Genomic DNA, 25289 nt, shown 5'->3' with positions numbered 1-25289 from the left:
CGTCCCCCCGCTCGTGACGTCGGCGTCCGGGCGGACGTCCACGTCCCCCCGGTCGTCCACGTCCGCCCGCTCCGAGGGGGATCCGCTGGTTGACCTGGCCCTCTTCGCTTCACGGGCTGCGCGGCCTCGCTCACGGGAGGACGCCAGCGTCCGGGCGGACGCCCGCGTCTCCTCGTCGCCCCCTGCGCGGCCTCCGGGAACGGAGCGCTCCATGGCCAGGTCGTAGACCTCGGGACGCTTGTCGACGGGAAGGTGGGCGACCTTCGCCGGGTCTCCGGGCCGGATGAGCTTGAGCTCTTCGAGCTGGCGGAGGTCGCGGCGCACGGACCGCTCGGACTTGCAGGTGTACGCCGCGAGCTTGGCCAGGGACGGGTACGCGCCCCGCCCATTGCTGTCGGCGTGGTTCGCCAGTCCCGTCAGCGTGGCGACGAGCTGCGCCGGCATGGGTGGCGCGAGCTCGATGGCCCACTTCATGGCATCGGTGCTCAACGGTCCTTCTCTCGATCGTGCTGATCAGGGCATGCGGAGAAAAGCCGCTGGTTCATGGCGGTCTGCTGGGCGGACCCTGCATGGAAGATCCTACCCGCTTTGGTGGCATAATGCATATGCAATTTGCGACCATGGTGCACTCGTAACGCAATGCGCCGTCTCGACGGGGCCGCTGGTGATCAGCTAGCCTTTTGGCATGGCAACCCGCGACCCGATGCCCAACCGTGTAGTGCGCGTCTCCAACGAGGACTGGAGCGCGTACCAAGCGGTGTGCGATGAAAAGGGCATCTCGCGGTCCGACGACCTGCGCATGTACATCAAGAAGGAGGTCGCGGCGTGGCGGAAGCGCCAACGCGACGCCGGCGCCGCCCGCAACATCGCCGACTCCTGACACCGCTCCTCCTCTCCTCGTCTTGGCCCCGTTTCGGCGGGGCTTTGTCGTGTGCGGCTACTGGCCGACCTCGGTGACGGGTCCGTGTTCGGCGACGAGAGTGAGGAGCGCTTCGTCGTCCATCACCCGCGCCCGATGCCTGCCCGGCGCCGGCCAGGTGCGGGCGACCATGACCATGCCGACACCGAGCGCGGACAGCGTTCCGCCCACCGCCGCGTGGAAGGCGCTCACCGCGTGGCCTCCTGCCGCAGGTCGTGCAGCTCGCGTGTGTCCGCGATGTGCGACGCCTGCAAGTCGTCGACCCGCTGTGCGAGGGCGCGGATCGTGCGCTGGGCCAGGTCGAGTTGACGGAGGAGTTCCGCGTCACCCTGGACGGGCTGCGGCTGCTGGACGGGGCTGTCCGGGCGCTCGTCGCGCAGCCGGGCGAGTTCGGCGCGCTGCTGGGTGATGGTGGCCTGCCGGTCCGCGGCGAGCTTCTCGGCCTTCTCCAGGGCGGCGGAGGTCTTCTCCAGGGCGGCGGCGGTGCGCTGCTGGAGGGTCTGGAGAGCGGCGTGTTTGGCGGCGCTGACGATCCTCATGCCGCACCCCCCACCGGGCGCAGCGGCCACGAGCCGTCCACCACGGCGTCTGGGTTTGCCTTCCGCAGGTACGCCTGGAACGACGCAGCCTGCGCAGCCGCCCAGTCCTCCTGCTGCTCGTGCAGTTCGTGGAGGAACGCGTTGCCGATCTCGCCGTACTGGGAGGCGATCCGCCACGCGACCCGGCAGGCAGCGAGCGCGTCAGCGTCCGCAGAGTGGGCACCTTCAAGCTGGACTTGGTAGTGCGCGCAGAGGTCGGTCAGCGTGCGCTTGCCGCGCCGGTACGGGTCGACCCGCTTGTCGAGGACGCGGGGGTCCACGACGTGGAGTTCGTCGCCGACGATGTCGGTGAGGGTCTTGATGCCGTACCTGCGAGCTTCACGGTCCAGCAGGGTCAGGTCGAAGGGGGCGTTCATGATGACCAGCGGGGTCCCGGCGAGGACGAGTTGGACAAGGCCGTCGACGAGTTCGGCGATGCCCTCCGCCGCGTCCTGGCCGTGGGCCCTGGCGTATTCGGTGGTGATGCCGTGCACGGCCGTGGCCTGCTCCGGGATCTCCACGCCCGGGTTGATCAGCCAGTTCGCGGCGGCCGGCGGGGTGCTGCCGCCGACCTCGACGATGCCTGCGGTGACGATGCGGTCCGTCTCAACGTCGATGCCCGTGGACTCGGTGTCGAAGCCGGCCAATCGGCCTGTGTGCCACATGGTGGTTCTCCTTGCTGTGTGGTTGCCTTGGGCCAGGCCGCCCCCGATACCCGCGGGGGCGGCCACCTGGTGTGCGGGCTACTTGCTGCCGGGCCGTGCCACGGCCGGCCACCCGGCGGGCTCCCGCTCGCCGTCGTCGACGAACTCCGCCTCGTAAGCGCCGTCCTCGTCCGGCTCCGGCTCGCCAGCCGGGCGCGCGTTCTCGGCGTCCTTCTCCGCAGCGATCTCCATCAGCTGCTTCGACAGCGGGTCCGTGCCCTTCGGGTGCACGGCGCCTGCCTGCCGGGCGTCCATCCACAGGTCGCGGACGTCGTCGGAGGTGAGGCAGCCGCGCGCGTCGGCGATCCAGTCGGGGCCCTTGGGCGCCTCGATCGCCGCCCGCGCCTGCCTGGCCGGGGCCAGCGCGGTTGCCGCAGTCATCGGACCGGCCAGCGCCTGCCGCGGGGTGATGTTGCGCAGCTCGACCACGACGACGGGAAACTTCTTCGTCTCCCCGTTCGCCACGCGCTGCCGCGGCTCGATCCGCAGGTTGACCGGGATGAAGCCCTTGCCGTCAGTCCCGGCGAGGACCATGTCGACCATGCCGCCCCACTCCTGCGCCGCGTAGAAAGAGTGGGTTTCGGCTCGCCACATGCCCATCCCAGACAGGTCCGGCAGCATCACGTTCAGCCGGGACGTGGTCGAGCACACGGTGCCCTTGCGCTGCTGGTGCCAGTCCTCGCCGAACCGGGCGAGGCAGATGCACGGCTGCCGCGTGAGGAGTTCGGTCTCGCCGTCGCAGCGGCGCTGGCAGCCGCCCTTGGACCACATCTCGTTGTACTGGTTCAGCGGGTCGCCGGGGGTGATGAGCGCCTCGATGCTGGACGCCTTGGTGATGACGCGCCACTGGGAGATCGTGGAGTTGAGCGGCGCCCACTGCTCGGGCTCACCGCCCCACAGTTCAGCCGCGCGGCGGACGTGCTCCTCGCTGTGCGAGGTGACGACCCAGGTTGCCGAGCGCATGGGGCGGTTGCCCTGGGTGTAGCCGGTACGCAGGCGGCCGTGCTCGGCGGCGCGGGCTTGGATGTTGCGGAGTCGGGCACCCATGTCAGGCGGCCTTTCGAGTCGTGCGTCGCTGCCGGGGCTTGGGCTCGTGCCCGGGAGCGAACAGGGCGGGATAGGTGGAAGGCGCGGCGTGCAGCCACTTCGTGGTTTCCAGCGCGCCGCGGAAGGCGCGGTGGGCTTCCCGGCCGGCGGGCATCGGGACCAGGGCGTGCGAGGCGGCGCGCAGGTTGAGGACGCCGGTGCGTTCGATGCGGGGCATCGGCTGCTCGGTGTCGTCGGGCAGGAGGACCGTTTCGCAGTAGCGGAGCGCGGCGAGCTGGAGCGTGTTCTCCGGGTACACCGACCGGGCTGAGCGGGTGGCGGACGACTTGTAGTCGATCAGCCACAGCTCCAGCCGGCCGCCCGGCCCGGTCGGCAGCCAGATCATGAGGTCGGCGGTGCCGGCGTAGCCCAACCGTCGGTGCAGGCAGGTGATCTCGGTGGCCACGATGTGTTCGTCGAGGTCGATGCCCCACGACGCGAGCCACAGGTCGAACTGGGCGAGGAACGGCAGGACTTCGGGGTCGTTCGGAATCGGTGCGCGCAGGGCGCGGGCTTCGGCTACGTCGTGGACGCGGTCGCCGAGGTCGGCGGCCTGCTCACGAACGCTCCTGTGAACGGCCTTGAGTTCCTTGACCAGCTCGGTCCGGTCGTCGGTGACACGTTCGGCGAGGACGTTCCACCGGTCGAGGGTGTACTCGACGGTGAGCTTCACGCCCCACGGCACCAGCGCCATGGACTTGTTCACCGCGGTGTCGATGACGTTGGTGACCGAGACGAGGTCCGGTCCGCCGGCGGGGTCGAGGTAGTAGCGGCCTCGCTCGGTCTCGCGGGCGTGCTTGGGCTGGGTCACCGGCTGGTGTCCTTCCGGTGGTTGGGGTAGAGCAGGGCGGCCAGGGCCGCGAGGTTCCCGGCGACGATGGCGAGGCAGCTCGCGGTAGCCGCGTCGTCGATCGGGGCCAGTGCGGTCGCGGTGACGGCGAGGGCGGCGGCCGTGAGGACGGTGGCCAGGTAGCGGATGCTCACTGGGACACCTCCTCGGACTTGGGCTCGTACCAGCGGCCGTCGGCCGGGCCGCGCTCGACCAGGTGCCCGCGGCGGGCGAGTTCGGCCAGGTCCCGGCGAGCGGTCCCCCGCTGCACCGGACCCCCGGCCGCGCGCCGCCTGCGGTGGAGGCGGCCCGCGCTCCAGCGGCCGGGCTCGGCTTGGAGCAGGTCCAGGAGGTCAGCGAGACGCTGCTCCCGGGCGCTCACCGGGAACCGTCCTGGCAGTCGTGGCGGGCGGCCATCGCGGCGAGGTCGAGGAGACTCGCCTCCCCCACGTGCTGGAGGAGTACGCCGCAGGTGCAGCGCAGCTCGGACACGGGCTTGTCGGTGCCGTCGCTGCGGGTGAACACGGGGGTGAAGGCGTTGAGGCGCCAGCCGAGCGCGCCCGCGTGGTCGCGGCCGGTGGCGTACGCGTCCCGGTACAGACGATCCGGATCGACAGCCATCGTCTGCGGCACGCCCGCGCCGCCCTCGGTGACGTCGACCCAGCCATCCGCCCACTCGTCGTCCCGAAGCGAAGCGGACTTCCACGTACGGCCCGACCCGGGCTGCTCGAACCCGAGGGCCCGGCGGCTGCCCATGGTGGGGTGGATGGCGACGGCCACGCACTGGAAGTTGGGGCGGTCCTCAGGAGCGCGGAACGGCTCGTCGGTCGTGTACGTGCGTCCGGGCCGGAAGAAGTCCGGCGGCGTGGCCAGCTCGTCGCGGGCGCTCATGCCGTCCTCCGGTCCTGCTGGCCGGGCACCGCGCGCGGCGCCGCGATCTCCGTCATCGCGTCCCGCAACTGCCGAACCCCGTCCCCGTACAGCTCGATCACGGGCTCGCCGACGAACTCGCGGAGGTAGCGCTCCATCCGCTCGTCGAACTCGTGCCGAGCGTGCGAGTCCTTGCCGCCGTGCTGCGCCGAGATCGCCAGGGCGTGCATGTCGGCGAACTCGGCGCCGAACCCGTGCGGGTCGTTGTCGGCCGCCTCGAACAGCGCGGCGAACAGGGCACGAACCAGGTAGCGCTCGATGTTGATCTCGGCGCCCCGCTCGGTCGCGGACACGGTGAACGGGACCGGCCCGTCAATGCGGTAGCTGTTCACCGGTCACCGTCCACGGCGATCTCCGGCTTGCCGTCCTCGTCGCGGAACAACTCCCAGTCGCCGTCGATGTTCAGCGACTGGTTGCGGTCCGACGACGCGCAGTAGTGGCACAGGGTCGGGGTCTCGGCCTCCAACGCGGCGGCTTCGAGCTGCTCCGGGGTGGCGTCCTCCGGGGCCTCGAACTCGACGACGCACGAGGCGGTCTGGGTGAGTACGGCGCGGTACTTCATCGGGCACTCTCCGGGGTGATCGTGGCGAGCATGAGGAGCGCGGCCACCGACACGGCGGCATCACGCAGAAGAGCGGCAACGCCGACCGGAGCCAGAACGGCAACAGCAGCAGCGCCAGGCGCCCACACAAGAGCAGCGACAGCGAACACAGCAGCCCACTCAGCAGGCGAATGCGTGTCGTACATCAGGCACCTGCCGTTTCAGCCAGCGCCTCACGCTGACGACGCCGCGCCTTGTACGCGATGACGTCCGCCGTGTTCGCGGCCGTGCACTCGGCACACCGACACCCGTGGTTCTTGTACGTCGACGGCTTCCCGTGCCCAGCCCGATCCGCGCTGGACGGGTCGTTCTTCCACCTCGCGCGAAGCTCAGCTTGGTGCAGGCGGTTCGCGTCGCGGCAGTCCGCGCAGCGGCAGCCCTTGGCGTACGTGCGGCGGTCACCGTGCCCGTGATCCACAGGCGGCCGCCCTCTCCGCCGCTTCGGTGCGGGTGCGGAGAGCCCGAGCATGGCGAGCAGCAGGCGGCAGTCGTCCGCGTTTTCGGCGTGGTCGGCGACGGTAAGCATCGCGCGGCGGGTGTCGGTCATTGGCCACCCCCCGTCTCGGGCAGGTCGTGCGACACCCGGTACGAGTGGTGCAGCGCGTCGTGGAACTCACCGTTCCCCTCACGCTGACCAGCCAGGAGCGCCCGCAGCTTCTGCACCTGCGGCGCCACGTCCTCGACAGCTGGTGCGACGTACAGGTCGTCCTGCGGGGAGGACGCCGTGCAGGTGCATTCCGGTCCGGCGCAGCACGACCGCAACTCGTTGGCTTCCTCGTCGTACCCGGCGACCATCCACTGCTCGGCCTCCCGGTCCCAGACCACGGACCACGCGGTGCGGTCCGTCAGGGTCCCGTCGAGGTCGATACCGACCGGCATCCCAACGGAGTGCGCGGCGTTGAGAGCGGCAGCGATGTCCACCCAGTACGACCGCTCGGTGCGCGGCACGAATACGTCGACGGGTTCGTCCTCGGCGTCCCGCTGCGGCGCGTCGCCCGCCGGCACCGGCAGTGCGAACGCCATACCCGCCAGGCCGTGCTCCGCCAACTCCGGCAGCGTCGCCATCACATACTCCGGACAACAACGCGGCGTACCCGCCACCACGTACAGGCCACGCCCGCCACGCGTCACCGCACGACGCTCCCAGCAGCAACCGTCCTGCGTGTTCACGACCAGCGGGTCGTGCGTCTCCGGCCCGCTCACGCCGCCACCCCGCACGCGCCCGCAGCCGCCTCCAGCATCGAGACCGCCGACTCCGTCGTCCGACCCTCCAGATCGCCCCACGCGTCCACGTGGGCCTCCAAGTCGAAGATCCCGCCGAACAGCGGGCCCTCGCCGTCGACCTCCAGCCGCAGCGCCAGCACGGCGATCGCCTTGTCCGCCAGCAGCGACGTCAGGTGCGGGTCACCCGTCGTCGCGCACTTCAGCGCCGCCACGATGCTCATCGGCCGCAGGAAGTGCGGCACGCACATCTCCCGGTCGAAGGCGTCCGGGACGAAGTCGCCCTGGTACAAGCCGTTCGCCGCGAGGATCCGGGCCGCCGCCCGAAACACCGCCGGCACAGTCGTCGGTCGCGCCTGCGGCGACCGATGCAGCGGCAGAACCCCGCTGCTGGTCTGAGATGATGTGGCCACGGTGGCCTCACTTTCTGAGTGGTGTGGCGCCGAGTCGTGGGGTCGCCAGGCCGGGCAAAGTCGGGCGGCCCTTCGGCGTGTTCGGGGAGTCAGGCGGCGGCCGAAACCGGCTTGCGGGCAGCCGGGCGGCGGCGCTGACGCGGGATCGTGCGGCCCTGACGCGGGTCGCCGGCGCTGCGGATCGCGTGGATCGCGGCGCGCTGCTCACGATCGGTGACGATCTTCCCGCTGCGGCCGTGACCGTTCCGGCCGCACAGGTGCGGGTTGTCCCGCAGGAGCTGCCGCAGCCAGGCCATGCCGCAACGCAGGACGTAGGCCGTCTCCTGAACGGTCATGAACTCCTGGTTGGGATCGGCCGGTGGCTGCGGCTGGTGGTACTTGCTCTTGTCCGTGGACACGGCTCAGTTCCTTTCGTGGCGTGGGGGTGGGTCCTCGGTGGGGCGAGGAGGCGTTCGCCGGAGGCGTGCATCGGTCGCGTTGAGGACTTGGCGGAGGCGCTTGTACGTCTTGGGGCCCATGCGTCTGCGGGTGCCGTTTTCCAGGTGGCTGACGTAGCGGGGGCTGATTCCCGCTCTGTCGGCCAGCTCGGTTTGCGTGAGCCCCGCTTGCATGCGCTCCTCGCGGATCGCGTCCCCGTTGACCTCGTAGGTCAGCGGTTGGTGCATGAGTAGAAACTAACCCTAGTTGACACTGGTTGTCTACCCCTTGATGGATGCAGATGACCCGAAGTAACCCTGAGGGTGAGGCGGTGATGGTTGGGGGTTACCCGAGGTATCACAAAAACCGGTCGTTTACCTGGTTGGAACTGGTTGGAACTGGCTAGCCCTGCGAAGATGTCGACATGGCAACTCGTGATCTAGACCGCCTCGCGAAGCGCGTGAAGGCGCACCGACATGAGCAGTACTCCTCGCGCGACGCCGCGGCGGCCGCCGCCGGCGTCACCCGCAACACGTGGAAGCGCGTCGAGGAGGGGCTGGAGGTCCGCGAGCTGACCTACGCGAAGGTCGACAGAGCGCTCGGCTGGGTCACCGGCAGCTGCGTCCTGATCGCGGAAGGCGGCGAGCCGTTCCTCGCCGCAGAGCTCTTTCCAGACGCCCCAATCGCCCCGGAGCCGTCAGAGGAGGAGGTGCGCAAGACCGCCTACGAGGCGGCGAGGGCAGCGATGCCGAGGACTCCGATCGGCGAAGTGGACGACTTCGTCGACAGGTTTGTGAAGGCGTTGCGAAGGGTCGATCAGTTGAGGGACGGCGACTGATCAGGCGTGATCGGCGTACAACCTTTTCGCCGTAACCTGATTGTGACCTTCCGTCGCTGCCGAAACTTCAGCAACACTCTGTTGCGGAGCCGTCACACGTGTAAGTCTGGCGGTCCACCCGGGGAGGTCCTGCGACAAAAGGGGGACCGGTGAGTTATGCCATCAACCTGGATCTTGGGCCGAATATCCTCGGATACCCGACCCAAGTAGACGGCGAGAGGGTATGCGTCCTGACCCCAAAGGCCGCTGATGACCGCGAGGTTCAGGCTCGTGTCAGGCGGTTCATGAAAGGTCAGGACCGGGATTGCAGAACCTGTCGCGGCTGCCCAGTCGGCACGACAGAGTAAGCAATCCGCACGCGGAGGCCGGCGGCAGGGGTGCTACGCCGGCGCATCCGCGTTTAACTCACTGCAAGGGGGATGGCATGCCTTCTGTGGAGGCGCGCGGCAACTCGATCCGCGTGAAGTGGTGGGGTGGCGAGTACCACCTTGACGCCGACGGCAAGCCGACGAAGCGCAAGAAGTACGAGAGCGCGAGCGGGCCTGAGCCGGGCGTCCCTTTCCAGGACGAGGATGAGGCCTACAAATTTGGCCTCGACCGGGAATCCGATGTGCGCAACAACCGGCATCGCCCGAAGTCTGTCGAGATGAACATGGTGGAGTACTGCGACATCTGGTTCAGCTCTCTGGACCTGCGCACCAGGACCATGGACAAGTACGAGTCGATTCTGAACGCGGTCATCAAGCCGTACTGGAGGCATTGGACCGTCGGCCAGATCACGCCCGTTGAGTACGACCGGTTCAAATCGTTCGTCGGGAAGAAATACTCGGAGCTGTACAAGCGGGGCGTGCTCAGCGTGTTCCGCATGCTCATGGACGACGCCGTCCTCAAGTACAAGCTCCGCGACGAAACCCCGGTCATCGACCAGAGGCACCGCGGCCGGTACGAGAAGAAGCTGACACGGCGCGCCAAGAGCGAGCTGCCCATCGAGGCTGTGCACCAGCTGGCCGTCAATGCCTACCACGTCTTCGGCTACTCAGGCTGGTCCTACATCTGGACCATCGCCTTCACAGGCATGCGGCCCCCGGGAGAAACCCAGGGTCTCCAGCGCGGATTCACGTCGGTGCACTGGCCGGCTTCAGATCCGGACCGGGACCGGCGGAAAGAGGCACGGCGGTACGACGGAATGCACGTGCTGCGGGTGCAGCATCAGACGTACTACTCCGGCGGGAAAGCGGTTCTGGCGGCGCCGAAGTATGACAGCCACAGGTCTCTCGTGATTCCCCCATTCCTTCATGAGCAGCATGAGGCGCTTCTGGCGTCGCACGACAAGCCGTGGCTGTTCATTTCCCAGACCGGCAAGCATCTGCTGAGCGTCGGCTTCACGAAGAACTACTGGTACCCCATCAGGGACGGCAGGGAAGAACGCAAGCCACGGCCCGGGTACGAACGGTACGCCCATGCAGCGCTGCCGGCGGTGGAGGAGATGGCAGGGCAGGACATCTACCGGCTGAGGCACTGGCACAAGGCGCTGCTGGACGAGCCGGGGGCTGACATCGCGGATGTGGCGAAGGAGGCCCGGATGGGGCATGAGATGCCGGGCATGGCGGGTGTGTACAGCGAGGTGACTCTGGCGATGGAGCGTCGGGTTGTGGAGTACCTTCAGGGTGTGTGGGAGAAGCGGGTTGTGGCGGCGGGGTTGTGGATGCCTCCGTTTCCCATCGGTCTCCCAGATGATCTTCTTGAGGGGTCGTTTTCGCTGTTCAGTGGGCTTCCTTCGCTTGAGCTTAAATGACACAGGATGTCAGTGGAGCGGTCCTAGCGTCGCGCCATGGCCTTCAAGGAGAAACTCCTGACCGTGCCGCCGCCCATCGAGGTGGCGGGACGGCGGATCAAGCGCTACCACGTCACCGCCGACCCCGCGGGCATCGCGCCCGAGGTGGAGCGGGCGGCGTACGCGATCCTGCCCGAGCTGCTGCCGGAACCGGACGGGACCGCGCCGGTCACCTTCGTCGTGCTGCACCGGGGCGACGACGACGGCGCCTATCTGAACGCGTACAGCTGGGTCTGGGACAACGTCCTGCACTTCGGGGGCGCGGCGGCGGGCCAGCCGGTGCTGGGCTGCCCGGACCGTGACCCCACCCACTTCGTCGTCACGGACAAGCCGTGGATCGGCTGTGTGTGGGAGCTGCCGCCGATCGTGCACGAACGGGACGCGTGGGTACGGCACCTGCTGTCCCCGCAGGTCCCCGACGTGGACGCCTACGTGCACGACTCACTGACCGCCGTGACCACCGGAGAGCACTGATGAGCGGCCCGCACGACTTCGACTTCTTCCACGGCGACTGGCACTGCGTCCACCGCCGTCGCACCGACTTCCTCGACCCCGACAGCCCGTGGGAGCCGGAGTTCAGCAGCACCAGCCACTGCCGGCCGCTGTTCGACGGCGCGGCGAACATCGACGAGATCGACATGCCGCACCTCGGCGCGAAGGGGCTGACGCTGCGGCTGTTCGACCCGTCGACGAAGCTGTGGTCGCTGCACTGGTCCTCCAGCACCACGGGACGGCTGTTCCCGCCCGTGTCCGGTCACTTCACGGGCGACCGGGGCGAGTTCCACGGCGACGACACCCACGACGGCCGGGACGTGCGCGTCCGCTTCGTGTGGTCGGGGGTGTCCCCGGCCTCGGCCCGCTGGGAGCAGGCGTTCTCGGTGGACGGCGGTCGGACCTGGGTGACCAACTGGATCATGGACTTCACGCGTCCCCCGACGGCCCGGCCGGCTTGCGGAACGCCCGGAGCGTGAACCAGGGGTCGGGCCGGGGCCGGTCCTGGTCGGGCAGCCGGGCCAGCCGCTCGGCGAACCGCTCCGCGAGCGGCTCCCCGGGCGGCAGCGTGACGAACCAGCCGCGTCGCAGGTCGGCGATGGTGCGGCGCGGGCTGCGGCCCTGGCCCCGGCCCGGGAAGCGGGCCTGCCCCGCCGGGACCAGGCCGCAGGCGACGGCGTACGACTCGACGAGCGCCGCCTCGTCGCGGGCGGCGCTGCGCGGCCGGGAGGCGAGCACGGCGTCGATGTCGCTGCCGACGTTGTGCGCGGCGGCCTTGTCGACGGTGGTGACGTACACCCCGCCGGGCCGCAGCATCCGCGCGCACTCGGCGACGATCCCGCGCACGTCCGCGGCGGGCTCCACCAGGTGCAGCAGCCACACACTGCTCACGGCGTCGAACTCACCGTCCCGGAAGGGCAGTCGGCGGCCGTCGGCCCGGACGACGGCACCGGGCAGGCGTACGGCGGCCTGGCGGACCATCGCGGAGGCGAGGTCGACGCCGGTCACCCGCAGCCCGTCGCGGCCCGCCGCGAGCCGGCGGGGGACGATGCCGGTGCCGCAGGCGACGTCGAGCAGGCTGCGCACCCCGCCCGGCACCAGCCCGAGCACGGCCTCGGCGGCGGCCGCCGCCCGGGGCTCGCCGCCGCGCGAGGCGTCGTAGCGTTCGGCTTCCTTGTCGTAGTCCAGCATGCGGGCCCCCCTGTCCCCCGAGGTCAGTGGGCGCCGTGGCCCGGCGCCAGTTCCGCCACCCGGCGGGCCAGCTCGAAGTCCCGTTCGGTGAGGGCGCCGCCCGCGCTGTGGGTCCGCACCGCGAGGGACACCGTGTCGTAGCCGAGGGTGAGCTCGGAGTGGTGGTTCAGCTCTTCCTGGATCTGCGCGACATGGATGACCAGGGCGGTCGCGGCGAAGTGGGAGGCGAGGCGGTAGGAGCGGGTCAGCCGGCCCGCGTCGAGGGACCATCCGGGCAGCTCCGCCAGCCGGTCCTCGATCTCCTTCTGCGACAGCGGTTCGACGGCCATGGCCGGCTCCCTTCGTGGGGGTCCCGTACCCGTCTCGGGGGGGGGCGTGCTACCCGTCCAGCCTGCCACAGCCGGGCGACGGCGGCCCTGGTCAGAAGGCTTTCCCGGGAGCGGGGCGGATACGCCTGCGGGTGGCGCGGGCACCTGCTCGCGCACGCCCGGCCGGCGGGTACCCCGGCCGCGTGTTCACCGGGTGTCCGTCCCCCGGCCGCCCCGTCGGCGGGCGGCCGACCGTGTGGTCCGCGCCGGTGCGGGCTCGTGGCCCGGCCCGCCTCTCCACTACGGTCGTAGGCATGACCACCGGCATGACCGACCCCGCGCCCCTCGCCGTCGCCGCCCCCGCCGTCCGCAATGCCGCGCGGGGCGCCGGACAGGGCGGCCCCGGACCGGGCCCCGGGCAGGGTGTCGGCCCGCTGCTGCGGGCCTGGCGGGAGCGGCGGCGGGTCAGCCAGCTGGAGCTGGCGCTGCGCGCGGACTCCTCCGCCCGGCACATCAGCTTCATCGAGACCGGCCGGTCCCGGCCCAGCGAGGAGATGATCCTGCGGCTGGCCGAGCACCTCGACATCCCCGTACGGGAGCGCAACGCGCTGCTGCTGGCGGCCGGTTACGCCCCGCACTACCGGGAGACCCCGCTCGACGACCCGGCGCTGGAGACGCTGCGCGCTGGCATGGAGCGGCTGATCCAGGGCTACGAGCCGTATCCGGCGATGGTGGTCGACGCGGTGTACGACGTCCAGGCCGCGAACCGCGGGATCACCATGCTGCTGGAGGGCGTCCCCGAGTTCCTGCTCACGCCCCCGATCAACGCGATGCGCCTGACGCTGCACCCGCGGGGGCTCGCGCCGCGCATCCGCAATCTGCGCGAGTGGCGGGGCCATCTGCTCGCCCAGATGGAACGGCAGATCGCCCTGCACCGCTCGGCCGAGCTGCGGGCGCTGTACGAGGAGGTGACCGCCTACCCGGTGCCGGAGAGCGCCGCGGACCGTGAACCGGCCCCGGCGGTGCCGTACTTCGCGCTGCCCATGCAGATCGAGCACGGGGGCCGCACGCTGTCGTTCACCTCGTCGATCTCCACGTTCAACACGCCCATGGACGTGACCGTCGCCGAGCTGGCCATCGAGACGATGCTCCCGGCCGACCCGGCGACGGTGAAGTACCTCCAGTCCCTGGTCGGCTGACCGCCGGTCAGCCGATGCGGGAGGTCAGCTCTGGCGCGCCTTCAGGGCGTAGTGCTGGAGCCCGGCGAACCCGGCCACGGTCAGCGCCTGGAGAACCGTCCACACCCCACCGACCGTGGTCGGCGACAGCCACACCGTGAGCGCGACGAGGCTCAGGACCGACCAGACGATGTTCCCCTCGACCACCAGCCGCACGGGCAGCGTGGCCGGGTGGGGGCGGGAGGCGAGCAGGCCCACCCCGGCCCCGTACACCGCCAGGACCAGGCCGAGGACGAGCAGCAGCCCGGAGTCCACGCCGAGGAGACGGCCGAGCGGGCCGGAGGCGGCGAGGTAGGCGATGCCGTTGACCCCGGTCACCACGGCGTCCAGGGCGAGGAAGCGGCGCAGCGCGGTGTGCGGCTCGGCGGTGCGGGCCAGGGCGGTGAGCGCAGTGGGCTGGGTGGCGGACATGGGGAATCACCCTCCGTCGTGGTCGAGTCGGCGGCGGCGCGGGGTGGGCGCCCCGGATTCCGGACCGGAGTGCGCCGGCCCGGAACCCGGTGCCCTCACGATCCCCCGCGCGCCGGCACCCGGTCGATTACCCGCGAGGTAATGCGCCCGCCACCCCCTCGGGGCCCTGTCGCGGATCCTCCTGGGGCCTGTCGAGGAGCACTCCGAGGGCCGGCTGTGGAGCACACCGGGGGGGCCTGTTGTGGAGCCTGCCGCCCCGGAGGGCACCCGTGGTGGCGAGTTCCTCACCGTCGGACCGGTGAGAGCAGGGCCGGAACATGACACACTGGCCCGCGTCCTCGACACGTAGGGGAGACGTGGCGTGAGTGAACGGCGGCCCGCGCCCACGGTGGGCCAGGTGGTACTCGGCAGGCGGTTGCAGGAGCTGCGTGAGGCGGCGGGCCTCGGCCGCGAGGAGGCGGCCCGCGCCCTGCGCGTCGCCCCCGCGACCGTACGGCGCATGGAGACGGCCGAGGTCTCGTTGAAGATCCCGTACGTGCAGGTGCTGCTGGAGACGTACGGGGTGCCGGAGGACGAGGCGCGCGCGTTCGTCGACCTCGCCGAGGAGGCGAACCGGCCGGGCTGGTGGCAGCGGTTCCACGACGTGCTGCCGGAGTGGTTCAGCCTGTACGTGAGCCTGGAGGGCGCGGCCCGGCTGATCCGCTCCTACGAGCCGCACTTCGTGCCGGGGCTGCTCCAGACGGAGGCGTACGCGCGGGCCGTCCTGGAGGCCGGGACGGTGGGGCAGACTAGCCCGGAGGCGCTGGAACGGCACGTGTCGCTGCGCATGGCCCGGCAGCGGCTGCTCGACGGCGCGAACCCGCCCCACCTGTGGGTGGTGATGGAGGAGACGGTGCTGCGCCGCCCGGTGAGCGTCGACGCCGCCGTCATGTACGAACAGATCGACAAGCTGCTGGAGTACGCCGGGCACGACCGGGTCACCCTGCAGATCGCCGAGTTCGCGAGCGGGCCGCACCCGGGGCTGTCGGCGCCGTTCTCGCTGTTCCGGTTCGCCGAGCCGGAACTGCCCGACATGGTCGTCACCGAGTACGTCTCCGGCGCCCTGTACCTGGACTCGCGCAAGGAGGTCTCCGCGCACCTGGAGGTCCTCGACCATCTGACGACGCACGCCGCGTCGGCGCGGCGCACCGAGCAGCTGCTGCGGGAGTTCCGCGGCGACCTGTGACCGGGGCCCCCGGCGCGCGCCGTCCGCGCGTCAGGCGGCTCCGCCCCGCCTGTCCCGTTCGTCGCGGTCCTCGTCGACGATCTCCGCGTCGACGACCTGGTCGTCGTCCTGCGGCGAGGTGTGCTCCTCGGCGGTCGGCTGCCGCTGGTCGGCGGCCTGGGCGTACATCGCCTGGCCCATCTTCTGGCTGACGGCGGCGAGCTTGTCGACGCCGTCGCGCAGGGCGTCGGTGCCGGCGTTCTCCGCCAGCAGCCGCTTGACCTCCGCGGCGGCCGTCTCGACCTCGCCCCGGGTGTCGGCCGGTACCCGGTCGGTGTTGTCCCGCAGGAACTTCTCGGTCTGGTAGACGAGTTGCTCGGCCTGGTTGCGGGTCTCGGCCTCCTCCCGGCGCCGCCGGTCCTCCTGCGCGTACTGCTCCGCCTCCCGCATCATGCGGTCGATGTCCTCCTTGGGCAGGGCGGAGCCGCCGGTGACGGTCATCTTCTGTTCGCGGCCGGTGGCGAGGTCCTTCGCGGAGACGTGCATGATGCCGTTGGCGTCGATGTCGAAGGCCACCTCGATCTGCGGCACCCCGCGCGGGGACGGCGGCAGTCCGGTGAGGTCGAAGACGCCGAGCTTCTTGTTGTACGCGGCGATCTCGCGTTCGCCCTGGTAGACCTGGATGCCGACGGAGGGCTGGTTGTCGGTGGCCGTGGTGAAGATCTCCGAACGCCGGGTGGGGATCGTGGTGTTGCGCTCGATGAGCCTGGTCATGATGCCGCCCTTGGTCTCGATGCCGAGGGAGAGCGGGGTCACGTCGAGCAGCAGGACGTCCTTGACGTCGCCGCGGATGACGCCGGCCTGGAGGGCGGCGCCGACGGCCACCACCTCGTCGGGGTTGACGCCCTTGTGCGGGTCCTTTCCGGTCAACTCCCGTACCAGATCGGTCACCGCGGGCATTCGGGTGGAGCCGCCGACCAGGATGACGTGATCGATCGCGGACAGCTTGATGCCCGCGTCCTTCACGGCCTGATCGAAGGGCGTCCGGCAGCGGTCGAGCAGGTCGGCGGTGAGCTCCTGGAACTGAGCGCGCGTCAGTTTCTCGTCGAGGTGGAGGGGGCCCTCGGCGGAGGCGGTGATGTAGGGCAGGTTGATGGTCGTCTCGGAGGACGAGGACAGTTCGATCTTCGCCTTCTCGGCGCCCTCGCGCAGCCGTTGCAGCGCCATCTTGTCGCCGGAGAGGTCGATGCCGTTCTGGCCCTTGAACTTCTTCACCAGGTGCTCGACGATCCGCTGGTCCCAGTCGTCGCCGCCGAGGTGGGTGTCGCCGTTGGTGGCCTTGACCTCGATGACGCCGTCGCCGATCTCCAGGAGGGACACGTCGAAGGTGCCGCCGCCGAGGTCGAAGACGAGCACGGTCTGCTCCTCGCCGCGGTCGAGGCCGTAGGCGAGGGCGGCGGCGGTCGGCTCGTTGATGATCCGCAGCACCTTCAGCCCGGCGATCTCCCCGGCCTCCTTGGTGGCCTGCCGCTGGGTGTCGTCGAAGTAGGCGGGCACGGTGATCACCGCGTCGGTGACGTCCTCGCCCAGGTAGGACTCGGCGTCCCGCTTCAGTTTCTGCAGGACGCGGGCGGACAGCTCCTGGGCGCGGTAGCGGGTGCCGTCGACGGAGCCCTGCTCGGGGAAGCGCCAGTGGGCGTCGCCCATGTGGCGTTTCACGGACCGGGCGGTGCGGTCGACGTTGGTGACCGCCTGCCGCTTGGCGACCTCCCCGACGAGCACCTCGCCGTTCTTGGCGAAGGCCACGACCGACGGGGTGGTCCTCGCCCCCTCAGCGTTCGCGATGACCGTGGGTTCGCCGCCCTCCAGCACGGCCACCACCGAGTTCGTGGTCCCGAGATCGATCCCGACCGGACGTCCCATCGCTGTCCCCTTCCGCCAGGGAGCCCCGCGCTCGACGCCTCCCGGCACACAGCGGGAGCGGACTCGCGTCCATGGCCCGCCGAGGTCAGGAGCTCACGATGACAGGTGCCCCGCGGCGAGGTTTCGATGCGGATCCCCGCGCAGCTCCACGGCCCGCCGCGGCCGGTCGGTGATCAGCACGTCGACCCGCCCGTCGGCCAGGAAGGCCCGCAGGCCGGCGTCGTCGTTGACCGTCCACACCATGGTGAACAGGCCGTTGCGGGCCGCTCCGCGCAGCACGGTGGCGCGGGCCAGCCGCTGGTGCACGGCGACCCCGTGCGCCCCGCAGGCACGCAGGCGGCGCAGCGGGAACAGCTCACCGGCCCGGGTCGCCGCCAGCCGGGCGGGCGCGATCTCCCGGCGGTCGCGCCCCAGCGACAGGGCGGTGCGCACCCCGGGGAAGGACCGGGTGATCTCGGCGACGGAACGATCCTCCAGAGTGGTGGCGACGAACCCGTCCCGGCCGAGCAGCGCCACCGCCAGGTCGATCACCTCACGCTCGTACCCGGTCTCCTTCAGGTCGAGGTGTCCCACCAGCCGCCCGGCGGCCAGGGCCATGACCTCCTCGACGACGGGTACGGCGTACCCGGCGCGTGCGCACAGCTCGGCATGGGTGATCGCCGACAGTGGTGGTCCCGCCGGGCCCACGCGCGGGTCGTGGTGGACGACGAACACGCCGTCGGCGGTGCGCCGGATGTCGAACTCGACGTACTCGGCTCCGGAGGCGAGCGCGTCCTCGTAGGCCTCGCGGGTGGCGGGGCCACAGCGCTCGGAGCCGCCGCGGTGGGCGGAGACGGCAGGTCGTGACGGCATGCGTGTCCCTTCGGGCGCCGGGGCCGTTGCTTCCGCCCCTCTATACCCGACCGCTCCCCCGCGCGAACCGGCCGCCCCTCCCCGGACGCACCGGCCCCTCCTCACGCGAACCGGCCGGTCACAGGGTGTGCGACCGGCCGGTTCGTCCCGCGGTCGCGGGCGGAGCGGTGTCAGGCGAGCTTCGCCGACAGCGTGATCGGCACGGCCTTCAGGGCCTGGCTGACCGGGCAGTTGACCTTGGCCTGCTCGGCGGCGGCGAGGAAGGCGTCCTCGTCCAGGCCCGGGACGGTGCCCTCCACGGTGAGGTGGATGCCGGTGATGCCCTCACCCGGCTGGAAGGTGACGTCGGCCGAGGTGACGAGCTTGGTGGGCGGGGTGCCGGCCCCGGCCAGGGCGTGCGAGAAGGCCATCGAGAAGCAGCTGGAGTGGGCGGCGGCGATCAGCTCCTCGGGGCTGGTCTTGCCGTTCGCCTCCTGGGTGCGTGCGGCCCACGTCACGGGCTGCTCGCCGATGGCACCGGAGGAGTCGAAGGTGACGACGCCGTTGCCCTCGATCAGGCTGCCTTCCCAGACGGTGTGTGCGGAGCGCGTGGTGGCCACGGTTATTCCTTTCGCGTGGGTGTCCCGTCGGAACGGGTGTCCGTGCCCCCATCCGATCACACTCCGTCTCACCGCACGCGGCGGACCCTCCCACGCGCGGTGAACGGCAGTTGACGGCCCTGGCGGCTCGGATGCGCGTGCTCGTTTCAGGCGGCGCGCTCCTCCGGCGCCGTCTCCACCGGCACCTGCGGCCCGTTGGAGTCGCGCAGCCAGCGGCGCAGCACGCGGTGGACGTGCTCGGCGCCGATCAGGTCCTCGCCGTCCTCGACGGGTGCGGTCAGGGCGAGCGGGGACAGCAGGAACGGCCTGCCCTGGGCGCCGCCGAGGCCGCCGTGCGAGCCGATCTGCTCCTCGAAGGCGAGGACCTCGCCGTCGGCCGGGTCGTGGAAGGAGTTGACCATGATGTCGGCGGTGTGCGGGAAGGAGTGGGTGCGGCGGACGGCGTCGACGGCTCCCGGGCCGAACCCGGCGAGCGGGCCCGGTTCCTCGTCGAGCCGGTCCAGGGGGATCTCCGTGTTGTACGCGCCGAGCACGACCCCGCCGTGCTCCTCGCTGCGCACCAGCAGGAAGCCGATGCCGGGGTGGTTGGCGAGCGTGGGCAGCAGGGCGGGGTGGCGGGCGTCGATCTCCTCCTTGCTCATCCGGTGCGGGACGTCCGGGAAGGAGATCAGGCCCAGGTTGCCCGAGGCCAGCACGATCGGCTCGGAGTCGCGGGACGGGCGGTGCTCTTCGCCGGCCTCCTCGACGGGCCGGCGCAACGCCGCCCGGACGGCCGCGCGGGCCTCGGCGCCGCTGTGGGTGCGCTCGGCGCGGCGCGGCACGGGCAGCCCGCAGCCGGCCCGCACCAGGTCGCCGAGGGTGAGGCCGTAGCGGGCGCGGAACGTCTCCCCGGGGCTCTGTCCGTGGTCGGACAGGACGACGATCCGGTACGGGCGGGGCGCGTGCTCGGCGACGTTCTCGATGAGGGCGAGCGACCGGTCGAGGCGGGCGAGGACCTGCTCGGCGTCGCGGCTGAGCGGCCCGGAGTGGTGGGCGACCTCGTCGTAGGCGACGAGGTCGGCGTAGACGGCGGTGCGGCCGGCGAGCATGTCGCCCATGACGGCCGCCACGACGACGTCCCGTTCGACGACGGTGGCGAAGGCCCGCACGAAGGGGTAGAGGCCGCCGCGTGCCACGCGCGGGCGCTGCTTGGCCAGGCGGGCGCGGGTGGACTGCCCGATCTCGCGGCCGACCTCGGCGACGAACGACAGGGCGGTGCGCACGGCGTTGGCCGGGTCGGAGAAGTACGCGAAGTAGCCGGCCCGGGAGCGGGTCTCGCGGCTGCGCCGCCGGGCGGCGATGGACAGCACCAGGGCCTGTTGGTCGGCGCCGCCGCCGAAGAGGTTGCCGCGGCTGGCGCCGTCGGCGGAGAGCAGTCCGCCGTCGCCGGTGTGCCGGACGGCACGGCGCTGGAGTTCCGCGGCGCTGGTGGGCCGGTTGCAGACCATGACCTCCCGGGTGTCCTTCTCGTACCAGCGGAAGGCGGGGACGTCGTGGTTGCTGCCGTGCAGGATGCCGAGCTGGCTGGCGCCGGTCTGGCTGGACCAGTCGGTGCGCCAGGGGGTGAGGCGGTGGGTGGGGCGGGGGTGCGCCGAACCGTCCGGGTCGTGGCCGAGCCAGCGGGCGACGGTCGGCATCAGGCCCTTGCCGACGGCGGTGTCCAGGACGTCGTAACCGACGCCGTCGAGTTGCAGGAAGAGGGTGCCGGGGGTGGCGGGGCAGGCCGGCCCGCTGCCGCGGCGGCGGTCGGCGAGGCGGTACAGGCGGCGCCGGTAGGCGTCGTCGTCGCGGACGGCCAGCGCGGCGCCGGTCGCGGAGGCCACGGCGGACATCACCGCGGCGACGATGACAGCGGTCTCGGGGGCCGCCTCGCTCTCCCCGGAGGGGGTCAGCCGCAGGGCGAGCAGCAGCAGCGAGCCGTTGAGGAAGAACACCAGCAGGCCGAGGACGAGGGCCGGCACGAGCAGCAGCAGCCGCACCAGCAGCGGCCACACCAGGGCGGAGAGAAGACCGAAGACTCCGGCGCCGATGGCGGCGGTGACGGCGATGGTGGTGGAGCTGTCGCCGTCGGGCGACTGGAGGCGGAAGTCCGGCAGGATGCCGGCCAGCACCAGCATTGTGATCGTGGACACACCCCACACCGCGACGCTCCGCCCGGCCTGGCTGACGGCCCGCCGCCAACGTCCTGTGCCCACGCCCCGTCCACCTCGCCATCCGCCCGTCGTCGCCGCGGGCCTGTGCCCCACCCTGTCACACGGCCTGTCGCACCCGCGTTCGACGTGCGCCGTGCCCGACGCCCCCCGCGCCCGTCCCGTCCGGCGTCCGTCGTATCCGGCGGTCGGCGTCCGTCGTATCCGGCGGTCAGCGTCCGTCGTATCCGGCGGTCGGCATGGACAGCCTGCGGTGCACCCGGGCCTTCATCTGCGCGTCGTAGGCGGGTTCGGCGACTCCGACGGTCTCCACCCGCACCCCGCGCCGCGCGCACTCGGCGGTGAACTCCTCGACGGAGGACAGCGCGCTCTCCAGTACGCGCCGGCTGGGCGCGACGAACAGGTCGACGCCGGGGCGGACGCCGTCCCACAGCACGCAGTGGTCGGGGCGCAGCCCGCGCACCAGCAGTTCGCGGCTGACCACGTAGCCGCGTTCGGCGGCCCACCGGGCGCACATCGCGTGCTGGCCACGGGAGTCCACCAGGAAGGGATCGGCGTCCAGCTCCTCCAGCGGCGTCAGACTCGCGATCGCCGTGACCCGCATCGGTCCCATGGCGTCCCCCTCACCTCCGGGTTTCGCCGCCGACCCTACTCCTGCCCGTAGGCTTCGGGGAGTCGCGCGAAGGAGGCAAAGAGGTGCCGGTGGAGATCACCTGGTGGGGTCACGCCACCTGCACGGTCGAGGATTCGGACGTCCGTGTGCTCACCGATCCCCTGTTCGCCCGCAGGCTCGCGCACCTGCGCCGCCGCCGGGGGGCGCCGCCCCCGCCGCGGGCCTGGCGGGCGGACGTGGCGCTGGTGTCGCATCTGCACGCCGACCATCTGCATGTGCCGTCGCTGGCGCGCCTCGCGCCGGGCACGCGCCTGCTGGTGCCCCGGGGCGCGCCGCGCGCCGTACCGGGGCTGCTGCGCCGCCTGGCCCATCTGCGGCTGACCGAGATGGAGCCCGGCGACGAGACCGGGCTCGGCGCGGTGCGGATACGGGCGGTGCCCGCGCGGCACGACGGGCGGCGGCTGCCGTTCGGCCCGCACCGCTCACCCGCGCTCGGGTATGTCGTCGAGGGTGAGGCGCGGACGTACTTCGCCGGGGACACGGGCCTGTTCGAGGACATGGCCAAGGAGGTCGGGCCGGTCGACGTGGCACTGCTGCCGGTGGGCGGCTGGGGCCCGTACCTGGGTGAGGGGCACCTGGACGCGGGGCGGGCGGCGGAGGCGTTGGTCCGGCTGACGCCGCGCAGCGCGGTGCCGGTGCACTACGGCACGTACTGGCCGATCGGGATGGACGCCGTGCGCCCCCATGAATTCCATGCGCCCGGCGACGAGTTCGTGCGCCTGGCGGCGGAGCGCGCGCCCGGGGTGACGGTGCACCGGCTGCGGCACGGGGAGAGCGTGCGGCCGGAGGTCGCGCGGTGATGGCCGTGTCCGCGACCGTCACGACGGTCGTGCCGACGGAGTCGACGCAGCAGGCGCTCGGCTATCCGTCGCTGTTCCTGCTGGTGTTGATCGGTGCGCTGGTGCCGGTGGTGCCGACGGGCGCGCTGGTGAGTTCGGCGGCCGTGGTCGCCTTCCACCAGACGGCGCCGTTCTCGCTGGCGCTGGTGTTCGTGACGGCGTCACTCGCGGCGTTCTGCGGGGACACCGCCCTGTACTGGCTGGGGCGGCGCGGCATGAAGTCGAAGAACGGCTCGCGCTGGCTGGAGGCGATCCGGTCGCGGGCACCGGAGGAGCGGCTGGCGCAGGCGCAGGAGAAGCTCGCCTCGCACGGGACGGCGGTGCTCGTGCTGTCGCGGCTGGTGCCGGCGGGCCGGCTCCCGGTGATGCTGGCGTGTCTGCTGGCGAAATGGCCGATGCGCCGGTTCGCGCGGGGCAATGTGCCGGCGTGTCTGGCGTGGGCGGTGACCTACCAGTTGATCGGCATCCTCGGCGGGTCGCTGTTCCCCGAGCCGTGGGAGGGCGTGGTGGCCGCGGTCGCGCTGACCGTGGTGATCAGCGCGGCGCCGAGCCTGTGGCGGAGGGTCCGCGGGACCCGGGCGGCCTGAGCACGCGCGGCCGTCGCGTGGGGCGTGGCCTGTGTGTGGACTGCCCGGATCCCGCACGTGGCGCGCGCTGCGGCTACTCCAGCACCCGTGAGCCGCCCACCGGCAGGTCCCACAGGTCGGCGCGGTCACGGCCCGCCCGCTCCCAGGCGGCCCGCACCCGGGTGAGGGGTTCCAGGACGGGCTCGGCGGAGAGCACGAACGTCCCCCAGTGCATGGGCGCCATCCGGCGCGCCCCGAGATCCCGTGCCGCCCGCACCGCCTCCTCCGGGTCGCAGTGGACGTCCTTGAGCCACCAGCGCGGGTCGTAGGCGCCGATCGGCAGCAGGGCGAGGTCGATGCCGGGGTGGCGCTGTCCGATCCGGGAGAACCAGTGGCCGTAACCGGTGTCGCCCGCGAAGTACACGCGCCGGCCGTCGGGCGCGGTGAGCACCCAGCCGCCCCACAGGCTGCGGCAGGTGTCGGTCAGGGTGCGCTTGGACCAGTGGTGGGCGGGGACGAAGTCGAAGCGGACGCCGGAGAGTTCGGCCGCCTCCCACCAGTCCAGCTCGGTCACCCGGGTGAAGCTGCGGCGGTGGAACCAGCGGCCGAGCCCGGCCGGCACGAACACCGGGGTGTCGCGCGGGAGTCGGCGCAGCGTGGGGGCGTCCAGGTGGTCGTAGTGGTTGTGGCTGATGACGACCGCGTCGACGGTCGGCAGTGCCTCCCAGGGGACGCCGACGGGGGTGATGCGGGCCGGGGTGCCGAGGATGCGGCGGGACCAGACCGGGTCGGTCAGGACGGTCAGGCCGCCGACGCGCACCACCCAACTGGCGTGCCCCGCCCAGGTGACGGCGAGGGTGCGGGCGTCGACGTCGGGCAACGGGCCGGGCTCGAAGGGCAGTCGGGGGATGTCGGCGAGGCCCGCTCTGCCGGGGCGGACGGATCCCTCGCGGGCGAAGCGGGCCAGGGCCTTCAGGCCGGGCAGCGGGGCGGTCAGCCGGTCGTGGAAGGTGCGCGGCCACACCCGCCGCTCCCCCGGCGGACGGGGGTCGGCGAGCGGCGTGACGGGGGACGCCAGCGGGGACGCGGCCGCCGGGGCGCCGCTCTCCCGCTCGGGCGCGCCGGTGGTCGTGGTGGTCGTGGTGGCCGACTCGGACTGCTGCGTCATCGAAGGGGCTCCCATCGCTGAGCGTCGTCACGGAGATCGTCGAGGACGGACCTCAGAAGGATCAACGAGCGTTGCACGTGTGGCAGTTCCAACGGAGTGGGTGACATGAGGCATTCCATGCGCTGCTCGTCCGTGCCGTGCAGCAGGGCGCCGGTGGACAGCCGGACGCGCAGCGCCCCGAGGTCGTCGCCGAAGCGGTGGCCGCCCGGCGCGGGCATGCCGAGCCGCGCGGTGAGGAGGTCCTCCAGGTCCTGCGCGTCGCCGACGCCCCGCGCGGACAGCGCGTCGCGCAGCGGGCCGAGGTCGACGTACAGGTGGCGGCCGGCCTGCGGCGGGCGGGCGAGGGCCCCGGCGGCGACGACGGCGGCGTGCGCGGCGGCGGCCAGGCGCGCGTGCAGCCGTACGGCGGCCGCCACGCGCGCGGTGACGGGCTCGGGCTCGGTCAGGGCGTGGGCGGCGGCCGCGGCGACGGGCGCGGCGACGCGGGCGTCGAGGGCGGTGAGGACGTCGAGCACGCGCGCGTGCAGGCCGTCCCCGGTGGCTCCGGCGGGCAGGCGGGCGACGGCGGCGGGCCAGCCGGTGGGCAGCAGGGCGCCGGCGAGGTCGCTGACGACGGTGACCCGGTCGGGCAGCATCTCGGCCGGGCTGACCAGCACGGTGTCGTGCGGGTCGTGCAGGGTGTCGCGCCAGGTCTCGTCGCTGACCAGGTGCAGGCCTTCGTCGGCGGCTGCCTCCACGGCCTCGTGCAGCACCTCGGGCGGGGCGACGGTCGCGGTGGGGTCGTCGGCGACGGACAGCACCAGCAGCCGGGGGTCGCCGCCCTCGGCCCGCACCCGGCGCACGGTCTCCAGCAGGGCGAACGGGTCGGGGACGCCGCCGCACTCGGCGGGCGTGGCCACGTGGAAGACGGGTCTTCCCAACAGGCGCGCGTACGGCGCCCACCAGGCGGCGCACGGCCGGGGCACCAGGATGTCGCCGCCGACGGCGGCGGTCAGCGCGAGCAGCAGCGAGGGGGCTCCGGGACCGGCGACGACGTGGTCGGGGGCGGCGGGTGTGCCGCGCCGTTCCCAGAAACCGCGGGCGGCGTCCAGGAGGGCGGGGCCGCCGCCGACGGGTTCGCCCTCGGCGTGCGGGGCGGCCGCGGCGAGGACCGCGGCGAGATCGGGCAGGACGGGCAGCCCGTCCGCGGGGAGCGGCGGCCCGTAGCGGACCGGCCCGTGCCCTTCCGGTTCCGTCCGCCGCATGGTTCCTCCGCGCAGTCCGTCC

General features: G+C 72.0%; 35 protein-coding genes. 9 read left to right on the top strand and 26 right to left on the bottom strand.

Features of this window, described 5'->3' with window-relative positions; all coding sequences use genetic code 11:
* On the bottom strand, positions 1 to 489 hold a 489-nt coding region (locus ALMP_RS30795), incomplete at its 3' end, for a helix-turn-helix domain-containing protein (protein WP_264934179.1).
* Between the two features lie 196 nt (positions 490 to 685).
* Here ALMP_RS30795 and ALMP_RS30790 point away from each other — a divergent pair.
* The gene (locus tag ALMP_RS30790; protein WP_264934177.1) at positions 686 to 880 is read left to right on the top strand and encodes a hypothetical protein; all 195 of its coding nucleotides are present in this window, start codon (positions 686 to 688) and stop codon (positions 878 to 880) included.
* Between the two features lie 57 nt (positions 881 to 937).
* Here ALMP_RS30790 and ALMP_RS30785 read toward each other — a convergent pair whose 3' ends face one another.
* From ALMP_RS30785 to ALMP_RS30715, 15 genes are all read right to left on the bottom strand, one after another.
* Positions 938 to 1111 carry a hypothetical protein gene (locus ALMP_RS30785; protein ID WP_264934175.1) on the bottom strand — a complete coding sequence of 58 codons (174 nt, stop codon included), beginning with the start codon at positions 1109 to 1111 and terminating at the stop codon, positions 938 to 940.
* On the bottom strand, positions 1108 to 1458 hold the full coding sequence (locus tag ALMP_RS30780; protein WP_264934174.1) for a hypothetical protein: 351 nt from the start codon (positions 1456 to 1458) through the stop codon (positions 1108 to 1110). The genes ALMP_RS30785 and ALMP_RS30780 overlap by 4 nt, the downstream gene beginning before the upstream one ends.
* The gene (locus ALMP_RS30775) at positions 1455 to 2162 is read right to left on the bottom strand and encodes a 3'-5' exonuclease (protein ID WP_264934172.1); all 708 of its coding nucleotides are present in this window, start codon (positions 2160 to 2162) and stop codon (positions 1455 to 1457) included. The genes ALMP_RS30780 and ALMP_RS30775 overlap by 4 nt, the downstream gene beginning before the upstream one ends.
* Before the next feature lie 78 nt (positions 2163 to 2240).
* Positions 2241 to 3248, bottom strand: a complete 1008-nt coding sequence (locus tag ALMP_RS30770; protein ID WP_264934170.1) for a hypothetical protein — start codon at positions 3246 to 3248, stop codon at positions 2241 to 2243.
* Position 3249: 1 nt separating this feature from the next.
* A complete protein-coding gene (locus tag ALMP_RS30765; protein WP_264934168.1) occupies positions 3250 to 4098 on the bottom strand; it encodes a hypothetical protein in 849 nt (282 codons plus the stop codon).
* On the bottom strand, positions 4095 to 4271 hold the full coding sequence (locus tag ALMP_RS30760) for a hypothetical protein (RefSeq protein ID WP_264934166.1): 177 nt from the start codon (positions 4269 to 4271) through the stop codon (positions 4095 to 4097). The genes ALMP_RS30765 and ALMP_RS30760 overlap by 4 nt, the downstream gene beginning before the upstream one ends.
* Entirely contained in the window at positions 4268 to 4498 is a 231-nt protein-coding gene (locus ALMP_RS30755; protein WP_264934164.1) for a hypothetical protein, read from the bottom strand. Before ALMP_RS30755 ends, ALMP_RS30760 begins: the two co-directional genes overlap by 4 nt.
* Positions 4495 to 5007, bottom strand: coding sequence for a hypothetical protein (locus ALMP_RS30750; RefSeq protein WP_264934162.1), 513 nt, complete (start codon positions 5005 to 5007; stop codon positions 4495 to 4497). The genes ALMP_RS30755 and ALMP_RS30750 overlap by 4 nt, the downstream gene beginning before the upstream one ends.
* Positions 5004 to 5378, bottom strand: coding sequence for a hypothetical protein (locus ALMP_RS30745; protein ID WP_264934160.1), 375 nt, complete (start codon positions 5376 to 5378; stop codon positions 5004 to 5006). Before ALMP_RS30745 ends, ALMP_RS30750 begins: the two co-directional genes overlap by 4 nt.
* Positions 5375 to 5608, bottom strand: coding sequence for a hypothetical protein (locus ALMP_RS30740; RefSeq protein WP_264934159.1), 234 nt, complete (start codon positions 5606 to 5608; stop codon positions 5375 to 5377). The genes ALMP_RS30745 and ALMP_RS30740 overlap by 4 nt, the downstream gene beginning before the upstream one ends.
* A 184-nt stretch (positions 5609 to 5792) precedes the next feature.
* A complete protein-coding gene (locus ALMP_RS30735) occupies positions 5793 to 6194 on the bottom strand; it encodes a hypothetical protein (protein WP_264934158.1) in 402 nt (133 codons plus the stop codon).
* Positions 6191 to 6712 carry a hypothetical protein gene (locus ALMP_RS30730; RefSeq protein WP_264934157.1) on the bottom strand — a complete coding sequence of 174 codons (522 nt, stop codon included), beginning with the start codon at positions 6710 to 6712 and terminating at the stop codon, positions 6191 to 6193. The genes ALMP_RS30735 and ALMP_RS30730 overlap by 4 nt, the downstream gene beginning before the upstream one ends.
* Before the next feature lie 134 nt (positions 6713 to 6846).
* Entirely contained in the window at positions 6847 to 7200 is a 354-nt protein-coding gene (locus ALMP_RS30725) for a hypothetical protein (protein WP_264934155.1), read from the bottom strand.
* Between the two features lie 170 nt (positions 7201 to 7370).
* Positions 7371 to 7679, bottom strand: a complete 309-nt coding sequence (locus ALMP_RS30720) for a DNA-binding protein (RefSeq protein WP_264934153.1) — start codon at positions 7677 to 7679, stop codon at positions 7371 to 7373.
* 3 nt (positions 7680 to 7682) lie between these two features.
* Positions 7683 to 7946 (bottom strand): helix-turn-helix transcriptional regulator, encoded by a 264-nt coding sequence (locus ALMP_RS30715; RefSeq protein ID WP_264934152.1) that lies wholly within the window; start codon positions 7944 to 7946, stop codon positions 7683 to 7685.
* A 176-nt stretch (positions 7947 to 8122) separates the two neighbouring features.
* On the opposite strand from ALMP_RS30715, the gene ALMP_RS30710 reads away from it, so the two are divergent.
* The 4 genes from ALMP_RS30710 to ALMP_RS30695 all read left to right on the top strand — a co-directional run bounded on the left by ALMP_RS30710 (position 8123) and on the right by ALMP_RS30695 (position 11341).
* The gene (locus ALMP_RS30710; RefSeq protein WP_264934151.1) at positions 8123 to 8536 is read left to right on the top strand and encodes a hypothetical protein; all 414 of its coding nucleotides are present in this window, start codon (positions 8123 to 8125) and stop codon (positions 8534 to 8536) included.
* A 424-nt stretch (positions 8537 to 8960) separates the two neighbouring features.
* The gene (locus tag ALMP_RS30705; protein ID WP_264934149.1) at positions 8961 to 10331 is read left to right on the top strand and encodes an N-terminal phage integrase SAM-like domain-containing protein; all 1371 of its coding nucleotides are present in this window, start codon (positions 8961 to 8963) and stop codon (positions 10329 to 10331) included.
* 36 nt (positions 10332 to 10367) lie between these two features.
* Positions 10368 to 10844 carry a hypothetical protein gene (locus tag ALMP_RS30700; RefSeq protein WP_264934147.1) on the top strand — a complete coding sequence of 159 codons (477 nt, stop codon included), beginning with the start codon at positions 10368 to 10370 and terminating at the stop codon, positions 10842 to 10844.
* Positions 10844 to 11341, top strand: coding sequence for a hypothetical protein (locus tag ALMP_RS30695; protein ID WP_264934146.1), 498 nt, complete (start codon positions 10844 to 10846; stop codon positions 11339 to 11341). Before ALMP_RS30700 ends, ALMP_RS30695 begins: the two co-directional genes overlap by 1 nt.
* On the opposite strand, the gene ALMP_RS30690 is transcribed toward ALMP_RS30695, so the two are convergent.
* Both ALMP_RS30690 and ALMP_RS30685 read right to left on the bottom strand, forming a co-directional pair.
* Positions 11292 to 12053 carry a class I SAM-dependent methyltransferase gene (locus ALMP_RS30690; RefSeq protein WP_264934144.1) on the bottom strand — a complete coding sequence of 254 codons (762 nt, stop codon included), beginning with the start codon at positions 12051 to 12053 and terminating at the stop codon, positions 11292 to 11294. The genes ALMP_RS30695 and ALMP_RS30690 overlap by 50 nt on opposite strands.
* 23 nt (positions 12054 to 12076) lie before the next feature.
* Positions 12077 to 12382, bottom strand: coding sequence for a 4a-hydroxytetrahydrobiopterin dehydratase (locus tag ALMP_RS30685; protein ID WP_264934142.1), 306 nt, complete (start codon positions 12380 to 12382; stop codon positions 12077 to 12079).
* 293 nt (positions 12383 to 12675) lie between these two features.
* Here ALMP_RS30685 and ALMP_RS30680 point away from each other — a divergent pair, with 293 nt between their 5' ends.
* A complete protein-coding gene (locus tag ALMP_RS30680; RefSeq protein WP_264934141.1) occupies positions 12676 to 13560 on the top strand; it encodes a helix-turn-helix domain-containing protein in 885 nt (294 codons plus the stop codon).
* 24 nt (positions 13561 to 13584) lie between these two features.
* Here ALMP_RS30680 and ALMP_RS30675 read toward each other — a convergent pair whose 3' ends face one another.
* Positions 13585 to 14010, bottom strand: a complete 426-nt coding sequence (locus tag ALMP_RS30675; RefSeq protein ID WP_264934139.1) for a hypothetical protein — start codon at positions 14008 to 14010, stop codon at positions 13585 to 13587.
* A 361-nt stretch (positions 14011 to 14371) separates the two neighbouring features.
* On the opposite strand from ALMP_RS30675, the gene ALMP_RS30670 reads away from it, so the two are divergent.
* A complete protein-coding gene (locus ALMP_RS30670; protein ID WP_264934137.1) occupies positions 14372 to 15235 on the top strand; it encodes a helix-turn-helix transcriptional regulator in 864 nt (287 codons plus the stop codon).
* A 30-nt stretch (positions 15236 to 15265) separates the two neighbouring features.
* Here the strand turns inward: ALMP_RS30670 and dnaK are convergent, their stop codons facing one another.
* The 5 genes from dnaK to ALMP_RS30645 all read right to left on the bottom strand — a co-directional run bounded on the left by dnaK (position 15266) and on the right by ALMP_RS30645 (position 21390).
* Positions 15266 to 17137: a molecular chaperone DnaK gene (gene dnaK / locus ALMP_RS30665; RefSeq protein ID WP_264934135.1), complete on the bottom strand. Its 1872-nt coding sequence runs from the start codon at positions 17135 to 17137 to the stop codon at positions 15266 to 15268.
* 93 nt (positions 17138 to 17230) lie between these two features.
* On the bottom strand, positions 17231 to 17989 hold the full coding sequence (locus ALMP_RS30660) for a glycerophosphodiester phosphodiesterase family protein (RefSeq protein ID WP_264934133.1): 759 nt from the start codon (positions 17987 to 17989) through the stop codon (positions 17231 to 17233).
* 170 nt (positions 17990 to 18159) lie between these two features.
* Positions 18160 to 18588 (bottom strand): OsmC family protein, encoded by a 429-nt coding sequence (locus ALMP_RS30655; RefSeq protein ID WP_264934132.1) that lies wholly within the window; start codon positions 18586 to 18588, stop codon positions 18160 to 18162.
* 146 nt (positions 18589 to 18734) lie between these two features.
* Positions 18735 to 20822 carry a phage holin family protein gene (locus ALMP_RS30650; RefSeq protein WP_264934131.1) on the bottom strand — a complete coding sequence of 696 codons (2088 nt, stop codon included), beginning with the start codon at positions 20820 to 20822 and terminating at the stop codon, positions 18735 to 18737.
* Between the two features lie 166 nt (positions 20823 to 20988).
* The gene (locus ALMP_RS30645; protein ID WP_264934130.1) at positions 20989 to 21390 is read right to left on the bottom strand and encodes a hypothetical protein; all 402 of its coding nucleotides are present in this window, start codon (positions 21388 to 21390) and stop codon (positions 20989 to 20991) included.
* Positions 21391 to 21473: 83 nt separating this feature from the next.
* On the opposite strand from ALMP_RS30645, the gene ALMP_RS30640 reads away from it, so the two are divergent.
* Together ALMP_RS30640 and ALMP_RS30635 are read left to right on the top strand one after the other, a co-directional pair.
* Positions 21474 to 22250, top strand: a complete 777-nt coding sequence (locus ALMP_RS30640) for an MBL fold metallo-hydrolase (protein WP_264934128.1) — start codon at positions 21474 to 21476, stop codon at positions 22248 to 22250.
* Entirely contained in the window at positions 22250 to 22876 is a 627-nt protein-coding gene (locus ALMP_RS30635; protein ID WP_264934126.1) for a DedA family protein, read from the top strand. Before ALMP_RS30640 ends, ALMP_RS30635 begins: the two co-directional genes overlap by 1 nt.
* A gap of 73 nt (positions 22877 to 22949) precedes the next feature.
* Here ALMP_RS30635 and ALMP_RS30630 read toward each other — a convergent pair whose 3' ends face one another.
* The gene (locus tag ALMP_RS30630) at positions 22950 to 24023 is read right to left on the bottom strand and encodes an MBL fold metallo-hydrolase (RefSeq protein WP_264934124.1); all 1074 of its coding nucleotides are present in this window, start codon (positions 24021 to 24023) and stop codon (positions 22950 to 22952) included.
* The gene (locus ALMP_RS30625) at positions 24020 to 25267 is read right to left on the bottom strand and encodes an aminotransferase class I/II-fold pyridoxal phosphate-dependent enzyme (protein ID WP_264934122.1); all 1248 of its coding nucleotides are present in this window, start codon (positions 25265 to 25267) and stop codon (positions 24020 to 24022) included. The genes ALMP_RS30630 and ALMP_RS30625 overlap by 4 nt, the downstream gene beginning before the upstream one ends.
* Positions 25268 to 25289: the final 22 nt, after the last annotated feature.

Source organism: Streptomyces sp. A012304 (assembly GCF_026008495.1).
Classification (GTDB): domain Bacteria; phylum Actinomycetota; class Actinomycetes; order Streptomycetales; family Streptomycetaceae; genus Streptomyces.
Note: the sequence above shows the minus strand (reverse complement) of the source record. Positions and strands in the feature narration are given on the sequence as shown.